Annotated in this window: 15 protein-coding genes; 9 read left to right on the forward strand and 6 right to left on the reverse strand. The window is 63.6% G+C overall.

The features are described from left to right. The 4 genes from X726_RS0136380 to X726_RS142620 form a co-directional block, all read left to right on the forward strand. On the forward strand, positions 1-358 hold a 358-nt coding region (locus X726_RS0136380; protein ID WP_031215432.1), incomplete at its 5' end, for a LysM peptidoglycan-binding domain-containing protein. 229 nt (positions 359-587) lie between these two features. Further along, the gene (locus X726_RS142630) at positions 588-923 is read left to right on the forward strand and encodes a metalloregulator ArsR/SmtB family transcription factor (protein WP_023672695.1); all 336 of its coding nucleotides are present in this window, start codon (positions 588-590) and stop codon (positions 921-923) included. Positions 924-947: 24 nt separating this feature from the next. Continuing rightward, entirely contained in the window at positions 948-2,828 is a 1,881-nt protein-coding gene (locus tag X726_RS142625; protein ID WP_023672696.1) for an ABC transporter ATP-binding protein/permease, read from the forward strand. A gap of 262 nt (positions 2,829-3,090) precedes the next feature. Then, positions 3,091-3,438: a hypothetical protein gene (locus X726_RS142620; protein WP_023672697.1), complete on the forward strand. Its 348-nt coding sequence runs from the start codon at positions 3,091-3,093 to the stop codon at positions 3,436-3,438. Here X726_RS142620 and X726_RS142615 read toward each other — a convergent pair. Together X726_RS142615 and X726_RS142610 are read right to left on the reverse strand one after the other, a co-directional pair. Continuing rightward, positions 3,417-4,289 (reverse strand): SMP-30/gluconolactonase/LRE family protein, encoded by an 873-nt coding sequence (locus tag X726_RS142615; protein ID WP_023672698.1) that lies wholly within the window; start codon positions 4,287-4,289, stop codon positions 3,417-3,419. The two genes, X726_RS142620 and X726_RS142615, sit on opposite strands and share 22 nt — an antisense overlap. 98 nt (positions 4,290-4,387) lie before the next feature. Beyond that, positions 4,388-5,065: a lysozyme inhibitor LprI family protein gene (locus tag X726_RS142610; protein WP_198037381.1), complete on the reverse strand. Its 678-nt coding sequence runs from the start codon at positions 5,063-5,065 to the stop codon at positions 4,388-4,390. A gap of 181 nt (positions 5,066-5,246) precedes the next feature. Between X726_RS142610 and X726_RS142605 the strand changes: the two genes are divergently transcribed. Next, the gene (locus X726_RS142605) at positions 5,247-6,029 is read left to right on the forward strand and encodes a phosphatidylserine decarboxylase (protein ID WP_280790543.1); all 783 of its coding nucleotides are present in this window, start codon (positions 5,247-5,249) and stop codon (positions 6,027-6,029) included. Between the two features lie 3 nt (positions 6,030-6,032). Beyond that, on the forward strand, positions 6,033-6,848 hold the full coding sequence (gene pssA / locus X726_RS142600) for a CDP-diacylglycerol--serine O-phosphatidyltransferase (protein ID WP_023672701.1): 816 nt from the start codon (positions 6,033-6,035) through the stop codon (positions 6,846-6,848). Between the two features lie 160 nt (positions 6,849-7,008). Here the strand turns inward: pssA and X726_RS142595 are convergent, their stop codons facing one another. After that, positions 7,009-9,231, reverse strand: coding sequence for an AMP-binding protein (locus tag X726_RS142595; protein WP_023672702.1), 2,223 nt, complete (start codon positions 9,229-9,231; stop codon positions 7,009-7,011). A gap of 199 nt (positions 9,232-9,430) precedes the next feature. On the opposite strand from X726_RS142595, the gene X726_RS142590 reads away from it, so the two are divergent. Together X726_RS142590 and X726_RS142585 are read left to right on the forward strand one after the other, a co-directional pair. Further along, complete coding sequence (locus tag X726_RS142590; RefSeq protein ID WP_031215434.1) at positions 9,431-9,919, forward strand: antitoxin Xre/MbcA/ParS toxin-binding domain-containing protein; 489 nt, start codon at positions 9,431-9,433, stop codon at positions 9,917-9,919. Next, a complete protein-coding gene (locus tag X726_RS142585) occupies positions 9,916-10,422 on the forward strand; it encodes an RES domain-containing protein (protein WP_023672704.1) in 507 nt (168 codons plus the stop codon). Before X726_RS142590 ends, X726_RS142585 begins: the two co-directional genes overlap by 4 nt. Before the next feature lie 3 nt (positions 10,423-10,425). Here the strand turns inward: X726_RS142585 and X726_RS142580 are convergent, their stop codons facing one another. Beyond that, the gene (locus X726_RS142580; protein WP_023672705.1) at positions 10,426-10,836 is read right to left on the reverse strand and encodes a 4-oxalocrotonate tautomerase family protein; all 411 of its coding nucleotides are present in this window, start codon (positions 10,834-10,836) and stop codon (positions 10,426-10,428) included. Positions 10,837-10,943: 107 nt separating this feature from the next. Here X726_RS142580 and X726_RS142575 point away from each other — a divergent pair, with 107 nt between their 5' ends. Beyond that, positions 10,944-11,807, forward strand: coding sequence for a LysR substrate-binding domain-containing protein (locus tag X726_RS142575; RefSeq protein ID WP_023672706.1), 864 nt, complete (start codon positions 10,944-10,946; stop codon positions 11,805-11,807). Between the two features lie 134 nt (positions 11,808-11,941). Here the strand turns inward: X726_RS142575 and X726_RS142570 are convergent, their stop codons facing one another. Together X726_RS142570 and X726_RS142565 are read right to left on the reverse strand one after the other, a co-directional pair. Then, positions 11,942-12,850 carry a DMT family transporter gene (locus X726_RS142570; protein WP_023672707.1) on the reverse strand — a complete coding sequence of 303 codons (909 nt, stop codon included), beginning with the start codon at positions 12,848-12,850 and terminating at the stop codon, positions 11,942-11,944. Positions 12,851-12,901: 51 nt separating this feature from the next. Next, entirely contained in the window at positions 12,902-13,789 is an 888-nt protein-coding gene (locus X726_RS142565; protein ID WP_023672708.1) for a DMT family transporter, read from the reverse strand. Positions 13,790-13,866: the final 77 nt, after the last annotated feature.

A 13,866-nucleotide genomic window follows, 5' to 3' on the forward strand; every position in this document is an offset into this window, starting at 1 on the left:
TGCCCCGGCGGTTGCCGGGGCACCTGCGGCACCGGCAGCCCCCGCCGCTGAGGCTCCAGCCGTCGTCGCGGCGGCAACGCCCGACGTGCCCGAGACGGTGGCGCCAAAGCTCGAACATGCAGACGGCGCGGTCATCATCCGCAGGCACGACACGCTGTGGCGGATCTCACGGCGCGTCTACGGTCACGGCGTGCGCTTCTCGACCATCTATCTCGCCAACCAGGACCAGATCAGCGATCCCGACCGCATCTGGCCGGGGCAGGTGTTCAAGGTTCCGGAAAAGTCAAAGGAAGGCGAAGCCGCCGACCTCAAGGCGATGGGCGAGCAGGTGACAACGGCGCCGGTGAAGACGCAGTAGCGGCCGAGCGCTTGATCTCCCCCCTTGAGGGGGAGATGGCCGGCAGGCCAGAGGGGGTCGCCGCGCATAAAACGCCGACCTTCTCTTTGCTGCAAACGACGTTGCGTCAGGACGTACCGACCCCCTCTGTCGCCTTCGGCGACATCTCCCCTCGAGGGGGGAGATTAGGTCGCTCTACCCATCGGGTTAGCTTGCCACGCACCCGTTCATCGTCTATCGCCGATGAACGATGGCAGACTCGCTCGCTGAACCAGACCACGCAAACTGCGCACCGCCCCAAAGCCGCGCCGTTGCCGCTCGCTTCGCCGCACTCTCGCACCCGGCGCGCATCGAGATCCTTAGACATCTGTCGGCCAGCCGCTCCTGCTGCTGCCGTGAGGTTGTCGACCATCTCGACCTCGCGCAGTCGACGGTCTCCCAGCATCTGAAAATCCTGGTCGAAGCAGGCTTGGTCCGCTTCGAGCCCGACCGCCAGCGCTCGCGCTATCAACTCGACCGCGCCGCGCTCGCCGACGTTTCCGCATCGCTGACCGCACTCGTCAATTCCTGCTGCTCCGGCCGCTGATTTCTCACCCAAAAGGCAAGACAAGTGGCAGAAAAAACCGTTTCCGATAGCTCGACCTTCAGCACCTTGCGCAATCTGTGGCCCTATATGTGGCCGGCCGACCGCGCCGATCTCAGGGCACGCGTCACTTGGGCAACGCTGCTTCTGGTCGTTGCCAAGCTGACACTGGTTGCCGGGCCGTACTTCTTCAAATGGGCGACCGATTCTCTGGCCGGTGACGCCAAATCGCCGCCGCCGCTGCCATCCTTCCTGCTGGCGCCGGTGATGCTGGTCGTCGCCTACAATGTCGTGCGGCTGGTGCAGCTTGGCTTCAACCAGCTGCGCGACGCGCTGTTTGCCCGCGTTGGCCAATATGCGGTGCGCCAGCTCGCGTTCCGCACCTTCGTTCACATGCACCAGCTGTCACTGCGCTTTCACCTCGAGCGCCGCACCGGCGGCCTGTCGCGCATCATCGAGCGCGGCACCAAGGGCATCGAGACGATCGTGCGCTTCATCATGCTGAACACGGCGCCGACCATCCTCGAATTCGCGCTGACCACCGGTATCTTCGCCTACACTTATGGCTGGAAATATGTGGTCGTGGTGGCGGCCACGGTGTGGCTCTACGTCTGGTTCACGGTTCGCGCCAGCGACTGGCGGATCTCGATCCGCCGCGACATGAACGACAGCGACACCGACGCCAACACCAAGGCGATCGACTCCCTGCTCAACTACGAGACGGTCAAATACTTCAACAACGAGGGTATGGAGGCTGAGCGCTTCGACCGTTCGATGGCGCGCTATGAAATGGCGGCGACCAGGATATGGACCTCGCTCGGCTGGCTGAATTTCGGCCAGGGCATCATCTTCGGTCTCGGCACCGTCATCGTCATGTGCATGTCGGCGCTGGAGGTGCAGGCCGGCACGCAGACGGTCGGCGATTTCGTCTTCATCAACGCCATGCTGATGCAGCTTTCGGTCCCGCTCAATTTCATCGGCTTCATCTACCGCGAAATCCGCCAGGGGCTGACCGACATCGAGCAGATGTTCGACCTGCTCGATGTGCCGCAGGAAATCACCGACAAGCCGGATGCCAAGCCGCTCACTGTTACAGCCGGCAAGGTCGAGTTCCGCGACGTGCACTTCGCCTACGACCCCAGCCGCAAGATTCTGAAGGGCGTCTCCTTCGAGGTTCCGGCCGGCAAGACGGTGGCCATCGTAGGCCCGTCCGGCGCCGGCAAGTCGACGATTTCGCGGCTCTTGTTCCGCTTCTACGACGTCCAGGGCGGTCAGGTGCTGATCGACGGCCAAGATGTCCGTGATGTGACGCAGGCGAGCCTGCGCGGCGCCATCGGCATGGTGCCGCAGGACACCGTGCTGTTCAACGACACCATCGCCTACAACATCCGTTATGGCCGCATCGGCGCCAGTGAGGAAGACATGCAGAAAGCCGCCGAGCTTGCCCAGATCGGCCCGTTCATCGAACGACTGCCCGAAGGCTACCGCTCGATGGTCGGCGAGCGCGGGCTAAAACTGTCGGGCGGCGAAAAGCAGCGCGTGGCGATTGCCCGCACGATTTTGAAGGCGCCGCCGATCCTGATGCTCGACGAGGCGACCTCGGCGCTGGACAGCCACACCGAACAGGAAATCCAGGCCGCCCTCGACCTGGTCAGCAAGGGCCGCACCACCATCGTCATTGCGCATAGGTTGTCGACGGTGATCACCGCCGACGAGATCATCGTGCTCAAGGACGGCGAGATCGCCGAGCGCGGCACCCATGCCGAGCTGATGCGCCAACATGGCCTCTACGCCTCGATGTGGGACCGCCAGCGCGAAGCGACAGAAGCCGAAGAGAGGCTTCGAGTTGCACGCGAGAGCGATGAGCTGGGTGTGGTTGTACGCAGGCGGACTTCGGAGGTGAGCTAGCGTCGACGCCTTCCCCTTCTCCCCTTGTGGGAGAAGGTGTCGCCGAAGGCGACGGATGAGGGGTGTTCCAGGGAACGCCAACGCCTCACTCCGCTGGAACACCCCTCAACCGTCTCGGCGCTGTCGCGCCGATCCACCTTCTCCCACAAGGGGAGAAGGAAGAACGCTCGCGATTTTCCCTCTTGACCTCAACCTTGGTTGAGACCGCAAACCCGTTCCTGAGCCACAGAACCCAAGTCGTTCAGGAACGGAGACAATTGAAATGGATCAACTCAATCAACAGCTTACCAGTGAAGCCGTGTTCAGGGTCGACAAATTCGTCGTTCCTGCCGAGGCCCGTGAAGAAATCCTTCGCAAGGTCAGGGCAACGCATGAACTGCTGCGTCTGCAGCAGGGCTTCGTCCAGGATTTCGTGCTCGAGCAATTTTCGGGACCGGGCGAATTCAACCTCGTCACCATTGTCGAATGGGAAAACCAGGCGGCCGTCGACAATGTCGTGCCGATCGTCAAGGCGGCCCACGAGCGGGCGGGCTTCAACCCGCAGGAGACCATCGCCCGGCTGGGCGTGAAGGCCGATATCGCCAACTATCAGCGTCTGCCTGAACTATAGCCGGGCCAGCCCGTGCCAGGTGCTGGCGCCTCGACGCTCAGCACCTGGCCGGTGCGGGCATCGCTGATCATGTTCTCGAAACCACGCCATTCGGCGGCGACGATGAACAGTGTCGTGCCATCCGGCCCGCCCAGCATGCAGGCAAAGCAGCCGCGATCGGCATCGACTGTCTGCAAGACCTCGCCACCTTCGCGCACCCGCACACAGCGTTTGTTGGGAACATCCGCATACCAGGCAGTTCCTTCGGCATCGAGGCAGACGCCGTCGGGAAAGCCATCGAGATCGGCCCAGACCCGGCGGTTGGAAAGCCCGCCATCCTCCGCGATATCGAAGGCGGTCAGCCGGTTGGCATGCGACTCCGCCACGATCAGTGTCCTGTTGTCCGGCGTCACCGCCATGCCGTTGGCGAAAGCGATGTTCTCGGCCACTTGTCGAACCGAGCCGTCCGGCGTGATCAGCACGATGGTGCCCGGCCCGAAATGCTCGCCCGCAGCCGGCGCCGGCCCGCCGCCATTGACATAGATGTTGCCGCGCCCGTCGACGACGATCTCGTTCCACGGGCTTTTCGACAGCGTCCGAAGATCGGCATGGGTGACGAGGCTTCCATCCGCCTCCTGCCGCAACAGAAGCCCTTCCTGGCCCGAGACGATCAGCAGCCGCCCATCCGGCAACCAGTCGATGGAATAGGGCAGGATGGCCGGTATTTTGAGCATGATCTCGCTGTTGCCATCGGCATCGATGGCGACGATCTCGCCGGTGCCCCAGTTGCAGACCCACAGGCGTCCGTTATGCCAGCGCGGCGATTCCCCGAAAGCGAGGCCGGTGGCAACAAGACGCGTTTGGTTCTGCATTTGGGGAAACTCCTTGTTGGGAGCGCAATCATGGCAAGGGCCATGATCGGCGCTGTCTCACCAAGGACGGGCGAGGGGGTGGTTCCCCGACAGCGGGTTTACTGTTTTTCGGTCAGGAAGAACGTGCCATCGGCATGGCCGTTGGCGCCGCATGACGGCGGCTCCGTTCTGTCATCCTTGCCGGTGCCGCTCTGCTCGACGACAAGCGCATCGCCATCGCGGCGAAAGGTGAAGACAAAACCGGTTGGGTTGTCGTTGTCGTCGGTGTCGACCAGTCGCAGAGTGTTGCGCTTCTCGACCGTGCCGTCGATCTCGCATGACCCACTTCCCGAGACTGGATTGGAAACGACATCTTCCGAGATTTCGACCTTGCCTCCGCCAACAGCCTTGATGTCGACGCTGCCGCGCACGCTGCTCCATGTGCCGATCAAACCTGCATCGGGGGGCTTGCGTATGCCGGACAGGAAGGTTGCGCGGTCGCGCAGGAATTCGCCGAGATCGAAAGTCTGTTGGTTCTTGGGCGAACTTTCGTTGAAGCCGGCGATCTGGTCGCGATACGCGATGAAATCGCTTTGGTCGTCCCGCAGCGCCTTGCCGGCATGAGCATCGAGCCTCTTCAGCAGCGCGGTATAATTCTTCGCGACGTCGGCATCGGCTTGCGCTAGGACCGGATCGGCGCAAATGGCCTTTTCCGCCACGCTGGCGGCCTTGGCGCAGTCGAAGGATGGCTTGCCTTGCGCAACTGCGTGGTCGCTCGCTGCCACAAGTACGGTCAAAACGGCACCCACGGCTGACGATCGTATGGCAACAAGATACGTTTTGCCTGAATTTGGCGCCATGGAAGTCGGCCTTTTCGCCGCGCGTTCAGCCGGCGTTGGCCCGAATTCTGGCGGCAAAGCAGCCGACAGGCAAGCACGTCACCGTTTCTGCCGGCTGCGGACGATGCGGCCTTGCCCAATGTTGCGTTGCGGCAGCGGAGCCTTTCCGGTATTGAGGCCGGACCTGAAACAGGGACCGCCCCCATCCCATGAGCCCCATCCGATGAGCCTTGTCGATTCGATCAAGAATGCCTTCGTTCCGATCCATCGCGAGGGCTATCCGTTCATTGCCGCCTTTGGTGCGGGCACGCTGTTCCTCGGCTATTTCTCCTCGGTGCTGTTCTGGATCGGCCTGATCCTGACCGCCTGGTGCGTCTATTTCTTCCGCGATCCCGAGCGTGTCACCCCGGTCGACGACCGGCTGGTGGTTAGTCCCGCCGACGGTGTCATCTCGGCGGTCGGCCCGGCCGTGCCGCCGCGCGAGCTTGGCCTCGGCAACACCGAGATGACCCGCATCTCGGTGTTCATGAACGTCTTTTCCTGCCATGTGAACCGCGCTCCGGTGCGCGGCCGCATCACCAAAATCGAGCACCGGCCGGGCAAGTTCCTCAATGCCGAACTCGACAAGGCAAGCTCGGAGAACGAGCGCAACGGGCTGGTCATAGACAGTCCCAACGGCATCGTTGTCGCCGTGCAGATTGCCGGCCTGGTGGCGCGCCGCATCGTCTGCTGGGCCGAGACGGGCGGCTCCATTGCCGTCGGCGAACGCTTTGGCCTGATCCGCTTCGGCTCGCGCGTCGACGTCTTCCTGCCGTCGACCGCGGTGCCGCGCGTCGCCGTCGGCCAGACGGCGGTCGGCGGCGAAACCGTGCTCGCCGAATTCGGCGGCGTCGCCGCAACCCCGCTCGTCAGGATTTCGTAAGCGGTGGGCGCGCCGTTCAAAAAGTTCGAGGCCCATGGCAGCGGCGGCCCGCGCATCCGCGAAATTCCGATGCGCATGGTGCTGCCCAATCTGGTCACCGTGCTTGCCATCTGCGCCGGCCTGTCCGGCATCCGCTTCGGCTTCGAGGGCCGTTTCGAGCCGGCCGTGGTGATGGTGCTGCTCGCCGCCTTCCTGGACGGCATAGACGGGCGCCTGGCGCGCATGTTGAAGGCGACATCCAAATTCGGCGCGCAGATGGATTCGCTGGCCGACATCGTCAATTTCGGCGTCGCACCGGCACTGGTGCTCTATGCCTTCCTGCTCGACCGCGCCGGCTCATTCGGCTGGATCGCAGCCCTTCTGTTCACCATCGCCTGTGGCCTGCGGCTGGCGCGCTTCAACGTGCTCGACGAAGACCATGACCGGCCGATCTGGCAGAGCGAATACTTCGTCGGCGTGCCGGCGCCGGCCGGCGCCGTGCTGGTCATGCTGCCGCTCTATCTGTCCTTCCTGCGGCTCGGTCTCGAGCCGGACCGCCTGACGGCATTCGTCGCCACCGGCTTCACTGTGCTGGTCGCTTTCCTGCTGGTCAGCCGGCTGCCGGTCTATTCCGGCAAAAGCCTGAAAGTGCCGGGCGACAAGGTGCTGCCGATCATCCTGGCGGTCGTTCTCTACGTCCTGCTGTTGATGACCTATCCCTGGTACACGCTGACCGCCTCTGTCGCAGGCTATCTCATCTTCCTGCCTTTCAGCGTGCGGGCGTATTCGAAGCGCGCCAAGCGCGAGGGCGAAAAAGTGCCGCCGTCGGATATTGGGTAGTTGTTATCTCCCCCCTTGAGGGGGAGATGTCGCCGAAGGCGACAGAGGGGGTCGGTACGCCCCGGACGCGACCTCGTTTGAGCGAAGAGGACGTCGGCGCTTCACGCGAGGCGACCCCCTCTGGCCTGCCGGCCATCTCCCCCTCAAGGAGGGAGATACGCTAAGCCGCCAGGCCCAGCCCCAGCTTCTCGATCGCCAGGTTCCGCGTCGAGACATAATCCGTCTTGCCGGAACCCAGCACCGGGATCTCCCCGACCTTGACGATGTCGTTGGGCACCATCAGTTCGGCCGCACCTGCCTTCTTGCCGAAGGCGCGCAGTTCTTCCGGATCGGCGTCGTCGGCGGTGGTGACCAGCACGATGCGCTCGCCGCGCCTCTTGTCCGGCACCGCCACCGCGGCGTGGCGCTCTTCCGGCCACAGCGACTGCACCAGCATCTCGACGGCGCCCAACGACACCATCTCGCCAGCGATCTTGGCGAAGCGTTTTGCCCGGCCGCGAATGGTGATGAAGCCTTCGCGGTCGACCGAGACGATGTCGCCGGTGTCGTGCCAGCCGTCCAGCGGCTGCAATTCGCCGGGCCGATCAGCGGTCATGTAGCCCATCATCAAATTCGGCCCGTCCAGCCACAGGCGGCCGGCACCCTCGATACCCTCGACCGGTTCGAGCTTCATGCGCATCGCCGGCAACAGCCGTCCGACCGTGCCGTCGCGACCATGGATGGCGGTGTTGACGGCGACGACGGGAGCGGCCTCCGTCAGCCCGAACCCCTCGATGATCGAGGCATCGAAGCGCTCGCGATAAACGCGCCGCGTCTCCGGCTTCACCGCTTCCGCGCCGGCGACGACGAAGCGCAGGCTGGAGAAATCGCCATCCTTGGCGGTGCGGGCATAGTTGGCAAGGAAAGTGTCGGTGCCGAACATGATGGTCGGCTTCACCTTGCGGGCGATCTCCGGGATGATCTTGTAGTGCAGCGGCGAGGGGTAGAGGAACAGTTTCACCCCGGTCACCAGCGGCAGGATGGTACCGCCGGTCAGGCCGAAAGAGTGAAAAACCGGCAGCACGTTGAGCAGGATGTCGGACGGCGAAATGGTAATGCGCGCCTCGGCCTGCATGGCGTTGGCGTGGAGATTGCGATGCGACAGCACCACGGCCTTGGGCGTGCCTTCCGAGCCTGAGGTGAACAGGATTACCGCCGGCTTGGCCGCATCCTGCCGCTGCAGCGGGAAGCGCCACAGCGCGGCTGCTGCGAGTTTCTCCAGTGTGGTGACGCTTGCGCGCACATCCTCCAGCCACAGCATTTTGGCGCCGCCGGCCTCGACCGCGGCGATGATGTCGGCAAGCGCCGCCTTCTCGACGAAGGCGCGCGAGGAAACCACCGTTCGGATGACTGCGGTGCGCACCGCGGCGGTGACGCTGGCCGGCCCCGCCGTGTAGTTGATCATCGCCGCCACACGGGCTGCCGAGAGCAGGCCGACGAAGGACAGCACCACGCCATTGGCGTTGGGCAGCAACACCCCGACCGCTTCGCCGGGTGACGTTATAGCCTCGAAACGGCGGCCGAGAACGCGCGCGCCGATGAACATCTTTCGATAACTGAGCGAGCCGCTGATCACATCCTCGATGATCGGATGCGAGGCGCCGGTGCGATCGGCGGCATCGCGCATGGCCAGGAACAGGCCGCGATCGAGGTTGCTGCCATAAAGCCGCGCCTCGGCGATGCGGTCGAACAACGCATTTGTGTTGGAAGCCTGGTCGGGGTTGCGCGCCACCAGTTCGGCAACCGTCATCGGCTCCAGCACGCTGATCGAGAGTTTTGGGAACCAGTGGCGGGGCGCCCGATCCTTTGGCGTCAGAGAAACCGGCAGGTCGCGCGCGCCGGCGACGAAGATCGGCACGATGCGGGCGTCAGCCTGCATGGCGATGCGGGTGACGGCGCGGAACAGGCGAAACGCCTTCACATCGGGCTCGACGTCATCGGGCAGATAGACGGCAAGCCGGCCTTTACCCTTCAGCACCCTGACCAGCCGCCGGCTGACGAAGAGATGCTCGGCGTTGAAGGCGATGGTGCGGCCAAGCTCGCGCCATGGCTCCAGCCAGGGCGAGCGCGCCGAGGCCTCGTCGAGAATGTGCAGCGTGTCGTCGGGCAGCAGCGACAGCATCATCGCCGGCTCGAAGCGCGACTGGTGCGAGACCACATATATCACTGGCGTCGGCGCGTTGCGGGCAATGCGGATGCGCCGGTCCTCGATCCGGTAGGCAAGCTTGAACGGCACATAGAGCAGCGCCTGGGTAAAGCGCAGGTCGAGACGAAAGGTCTCGATCGCGCCAATCAGCAGCCAGGCCAGAACGAGGCCTGCAAGCAGCGCCAGTGCCAGGATCATGCCGCGTCTCTCCCAACGGTCCGGTATGCGGCTCTTCGTCCGCTTGGAGAGCAGAGGGTAGCGCAATGGGGGGCAAGGTCAATGCGCGGGTGCGAGGGAGCGGTGTTCCACCTGACCTCACCAGGCAATGATCCAAACGCAGACCTTGAAATATTGCGACACGTGTCGTAAATAAAGCGACACGTGACGGAGAGGTAATATGGCCAGTTCCCCGGTGGGTTTTGCCGAGGCACCGCATATGGAGCCGGAGTTCGAACGGATGGTCGACCTGTTTGGTGGACGGAAGGTTCTTGGATTCTCGGTAGCCAGTCCTCTTGAGGCACATGAAATGATCCTGCATGGAATTCCGGGCCAGGCGCTCGAAAGCCTCGTCAGGCATCTGATGGTCATTGATCCCGCCGATGCGTTTGAGACCGCATTCGGCATGAGCGAGCGGACATTTCAGCGGCACAAATCGGATCACTCCAAGACCCTCAGTCGGGAGCAAGGTTCCAGAACCTGGAACTTCGCCAAGCTCCTGACAAAGGCCACGTCCGTGCTCGGGACTCAGGAAGACGCGGAAAAATGGATGATCGAGCCTGCCATGGGTTTGGACAATCGCCGGCCGATCGATCTGCTGGCCACGGCGGCGGGCACTGCGCTTGTGCAGGAGTTTCTTGAGCGGCTCGACTATGGTGTCTACGCGTGACGCCTTTGCCGGGCTCCCTCGGAACAGGGAAGTTGTTGGGCTGGAGGCTTGATCACAGACGCTTCAAGGCGAGCTGGGACAGTGGCGAAGGAGCCTTCAAGCTTGGGGGAAGGTGGAACAGCAAAGGGATCAGAGCCGTATATGCGTCCATCGACCCATCGACCGCCATCTTGGAGGTGGCGGTCCACAAGGGGTTTCGCACGCTGGATACTGTCCCTCACGTGCTGACGGCATTCGACATCGTCGATCCATCAGAGATTTATGTGGTCCAAACCGACGATATTCCGAACGCGAACTGGCTGCGTCCCGGCATCCCGGGCGCGGGACAGCAGCAGTTCGGCGATGGTCTGCTGGCAAAGCATCCGTTCTTTCTGATCCCCAGCGCGGTATCCCAGCACAGCTGGAACCTGGTGTTCGATCCCAACCGGGCGGCAGGCCTTTATAGCTTGCATCTCCGGGAGGATTTCGCGCTTGATACAAGGCTTCATCCTCCCGCTGGGTAGCAATCAGGCCGTGGCCTTCAGCCGCCCACTGATGAACCGGAACTCCTGCGACTTGCCGCCATAACCGTAAGCAGCGGCCGGGACTTCATGCACGAAGGCATAGCTTTCCTCGTGCACACCACCCAGCAACTTACCAAAGGCCTCAAAGATCGCCTTCAGATAAGCCTCCAGTTCCAGCTTGGTGTTGGTGCCGTCGACCACCTTGATGTCGAGCCAGAAGGTGTTGGCGCCATGCTCCGCCAGCGATTTGCCGCCGGCGAACCAATGCTGCGGGTCGACATAGGTGACGGCGACGGCGGTAATCGTCGGGTCCTTGCGCAGATGGGTTGCCGTCAGCTCGGTGATTTCCTTGGCGATTGTGGCGGACAGCTTGGCGTCGGGCTTGCCGGTGACGCTGATGTTGATGATGGGCATTTTTCTCTCCTTCGTTTGAGCGGCGTCTGTTTGCCGTTGGAGAGACAATGCCATCATCTTTGAAAAAATCGAATTGTTTCGAACAAAAGGTTCTGTATTATCGAAGTATGCAAGCTCTCGATCCCGATCTGCTCAAAACCTTCCTTGCCTTTGTCGATGGCGGCTCGCTGGCTCAGGCTGCGTCTGCTGTCGGCCGCTCGCCCTCGGCGGTGACCGCGCAGATGCAGCGTCTGGAGGAGATCGTCGGCGAACCGCTGCTGGTGGCGCAGGGGCGCGGGCGCGGGCTGACGCCGGCCGGCGAGGATCTTGTCGGTCATGCCCGCCGCATTCTTGCCGTGCACAGCGAGGCCTGGCTGGCGCTCAAGGGCGCGCGTGCCGCTGGTCGCGTCGCCATCGGCACGACACAGGATTTCGCCGATAGCGGCCTGCCGGAGCTGCTGCGCGCCTTCGCGGCCAGCCATCCGCGCGTCAGGGTCGAACTCCGCGTTGGCCGTTCGGCCGAGCTTGGCGAGGCGCTGCAGGCCGGGCAGCTCGATCTGGCCGTTGTCATGCGCAAGACGCCGGCCAATGACGAAGTCGGGCTGTTCAGTGAGCCGATGCTGTGGCTGTGCTCGCAAAAAGGGCTTGCCGTGCGGGAAGAGGAATTGCCGCTGGCGCTGCTCGACCCCTATTGCGGCTTTCGCGAAGCAGCACTCGCGGCCCTCGATGCTGCCGGCCGCCGCTACCGCATTGCCGCCGGCAGCGCCAGCCTTGCCGGCTTGCGCACGGCGGTCAATGCCGGCATCGCGCTGACCTTGCGCACCGCCCGCTTTGCCCATTCAGGCATTGCCGAAGCACCGCGCGAATTCGCCCTGCCGCCGGTGCCGACAGCGCAATTCGCGATAAAACTCGGCCAGGGCGCCGAGCGGCCGGCGCGCGATCTTGCCATCCTGCTCAGCGACAACCTCGCCTTGCCCGGCTTTGCCGGCTGATGTCCAAAGAAAAAGCCGACCTTTACGGTCGGCTTTGAGGAGGACGGGTCGAGGGGTTTGGGGGGACTTGGGGGGTGACCCGTCGCACATAAAACTGCCTGATCCGCATGATGGTTCCATGACTTGGAAAATAATTATTGGGTTGCCGCACTTTTTCTCGCGGCCAGCCAGTCGCGCCCCGCATGGGCGAAAACCGCGCACAGTACTATGGCGCCGCCGATCAGGCTGGCGGCCGGCGCGATCTCGCCGAGGAACAGGAAGGCGAACAGGATCGCAAACGGCACTTCGGCGGCACCGAGAAGGCCGGACTCGGGCGCAGGGATCAGCCGCGAGCCTTCCGTCCACAGGATCGACGCCGCCGCGAACGATCCTCCGAAGGCGACGAGCAGCACGGCGTCGCGAGCAGAAATCGCCAGGGGGTCGGTGACGAACCAGCCGAGCACGAACAGCAGAAGCGCCGAGACTGCGCCCGCCCACACCACCGGCGTGTCGCGGAAGGCGCGCACCATGATCATGTAGAGCGCGCTGCCGGCGGTCATCAGCAGCGCGAGCCCATCGCCAAACAGATGACCGCTGCCGAAGCCGGAGCCGACCATCATCGCTACGCCGCACAGCGAAACGGCGGCGGCGGCAAGCGTCTGCGCCCGGAACGGCTCGCGCACCAGCACGAAGGCGAGCAGCGCGGTGATGAAGGGCGCGGTGGCGTAGATGACAGCGACATTGGCGACATAGGTGAATTTGAACGCCGAGATGAAGGCGATGCTGGCCGCGGCGCCCTCAAGGGCCAGCAGCCAGCCGCGCCAGCCAAGTCGCAAGCTTTCCCGCCCGCCGGAGCGGCGCCGGCGCCACAGCACATAGAAGGTGATCAGGATCGCGCCGACAAAGCCGCGCCAGCAAGTGATGGTCAGCGGGTCGGTGTGGATCGATTTGGTCAGCACGCCGGTGAGGGCGAAGAAAGCCGCCGAGGCCGCCACCAGCATGATGCCGAGCGTACGCTCGGCAGCGGTATCTGTGGTGCCTGGGCCGTCGAGCGCTTCCGTCATCTCAGCAGCCTATCCGTCTTCTCCTGCCACCATGCTGTCAGCACGGGGTACTCATAGCCGCTTGCGGAAATGCTCGTTGCCGATGATCAGCAGGCCGGCGCCGACGATCAACGCCGCCCCCAGAAACACCTCGCGACGCGGCACGTCGCCCCAGATCGCAAAGCCGAGCCCGAAGGCCCAGACCAATGAGGTGTATTCGAACGGCGCCACGATCGACACCGGCGCCCGCTTCATGCCTTCGAACAGCATAAATTGCGCCACGCCGCCGAGCGCGCCGACGCTGATCAAAAGCAGCAACTGGCGCCAGTCCGGCATCTGCCAGACCAACAGCGCCGGCACCGTGGAAAACACCAGGAAGTAGAAATTGTTGAGCACAAGCTGGATCAGCGTGCGCTCGGCCAGCGCCGTCTTGCGCAACAGCACCACGGCAATGCCCCACAGCACTGCCGCAGCCAGTACCAAGAGCATCGGCACGGACAAGCCGAGACGAGTGGGATCACAGGCGATGAAGACGCCGACGAAGCCGATGAACACCGCCAGCCAGCGCAACAGCGGCACCTTTTCGCCAAGCATCACCACCGACAGCACGGTGACGATGATCGGGGCGGCGTAATAGATGGTGGTGAGTTCGGCCAGCTGCAGGGAGCGGGCCGCGTTGTAGTAGCAGAGCCAGGCGCCGAGCGTGAAGGCGCTGCGCACCAGCATCGGCCGCACGATGGGCGAGCGCATTGTGTCGGCAAAGATGCGCGGTCCGCCGATTGCAGCACAGCCGATAAGCACAGCGATCGAGCGGAAGAACATGATCTGCCAGACGCTGATGCCGACGACCAGAAGCTTGATCGCGGCGTCCTGCGTCGAAAACAGGAAATAGGCGCAGCCGGTGAACAGGATGCCGGCAAGCACCCTTTCGCGGGTTTCCAGAATGGCAATATCGGCCATGCGGCGTGTCCGGCGCTGTCAAGAGGACGAAGAAGAAGCCTGCCCCAATCAGGCTCCCATTGCAGGCTATACGGGCG

It is taken from the genome of Mesorhizobium sp. LSJC285A00 (assembly GCF_000503155.1).
Taxonomy (GTDB): domain Bacteria; phylum Pseudomonadota; class Alphaproteobacteria; order Rhizobiales; family Rhizobiaceae; genus Mesorhizobium.

Bases quoted from the DNA above. Each gene is read 5' to 3' on its own strand.
- X726_RS142605 (WP_280790543.1), top strand. From the start codon at position 5,247: ATGTTGCGTTGCGGCAGCGGAGCCTTTCCGGTATTGAGGCCGGACCTG.
- X726_RS142615 (WP_023672698.1), bottom strand. From the start codon at position 4,289: ATGCAGAACCAAACGCGTCTTGTTGCCACCGGCCTCGCTTTCGGGGAA.
- X726_RS142630 (WP_023672695.1), top strand. From the start codon at position 588: ATGGCAGACTCGCTCGCTGAACCAGACCACGCAAACTGCGCACCGCCC.
- X726_RS142620 (WP_023672697.1), top strand. From the start codon at position 3,091: ATGGATCAACTCAATCAACAGCTTACCAGTGAAGCCGTGTTCAGGGTC.
- X726_RS142580 (WP_023672705.1), bottom strand. From the start codon at position 10,836: ATGCCCATCATCAACATCAGCGTCACCGGCAAGCCCGACGCCAAGCTG.
- X726_RS142565 (WP_023672708.1), bottom strand. From the start codon at position 13,789: ATGGCCGATATTGCCATTCTGGAAACCCGCGAAAGGGTGCTTGCCGGC.
- X726_RS142595 (WP_023672702.1), bottom strand. From the start codon at position 9,231: ATGATCCTGGCACTGGCGCTGCTTGCAGGCCTCGTTCTGGCCTGGCTG.
- X726_RS142590 (WP_031215434.1), top strand. From the start codon at position 9,431: ATGGCCAGTTCCCCGGTGGGTTTTGCCGAGGCACCGCATATGGAGCCG.
- X726_RS142575 (WP_023672706.1), top strand. From the start codon at position 10,944: ATGCAAGCTCTCGATCCCGATCTGCTCAAAACCTTCCTTGCCTTTGTC.
- X726_RS142570 (WP_023672707.1), bottom strand. From the start codon at position 12,850: ATGACGGAAGCGCTCGACGGCCCAGGCACCACAGATACCGCTGCCGAG.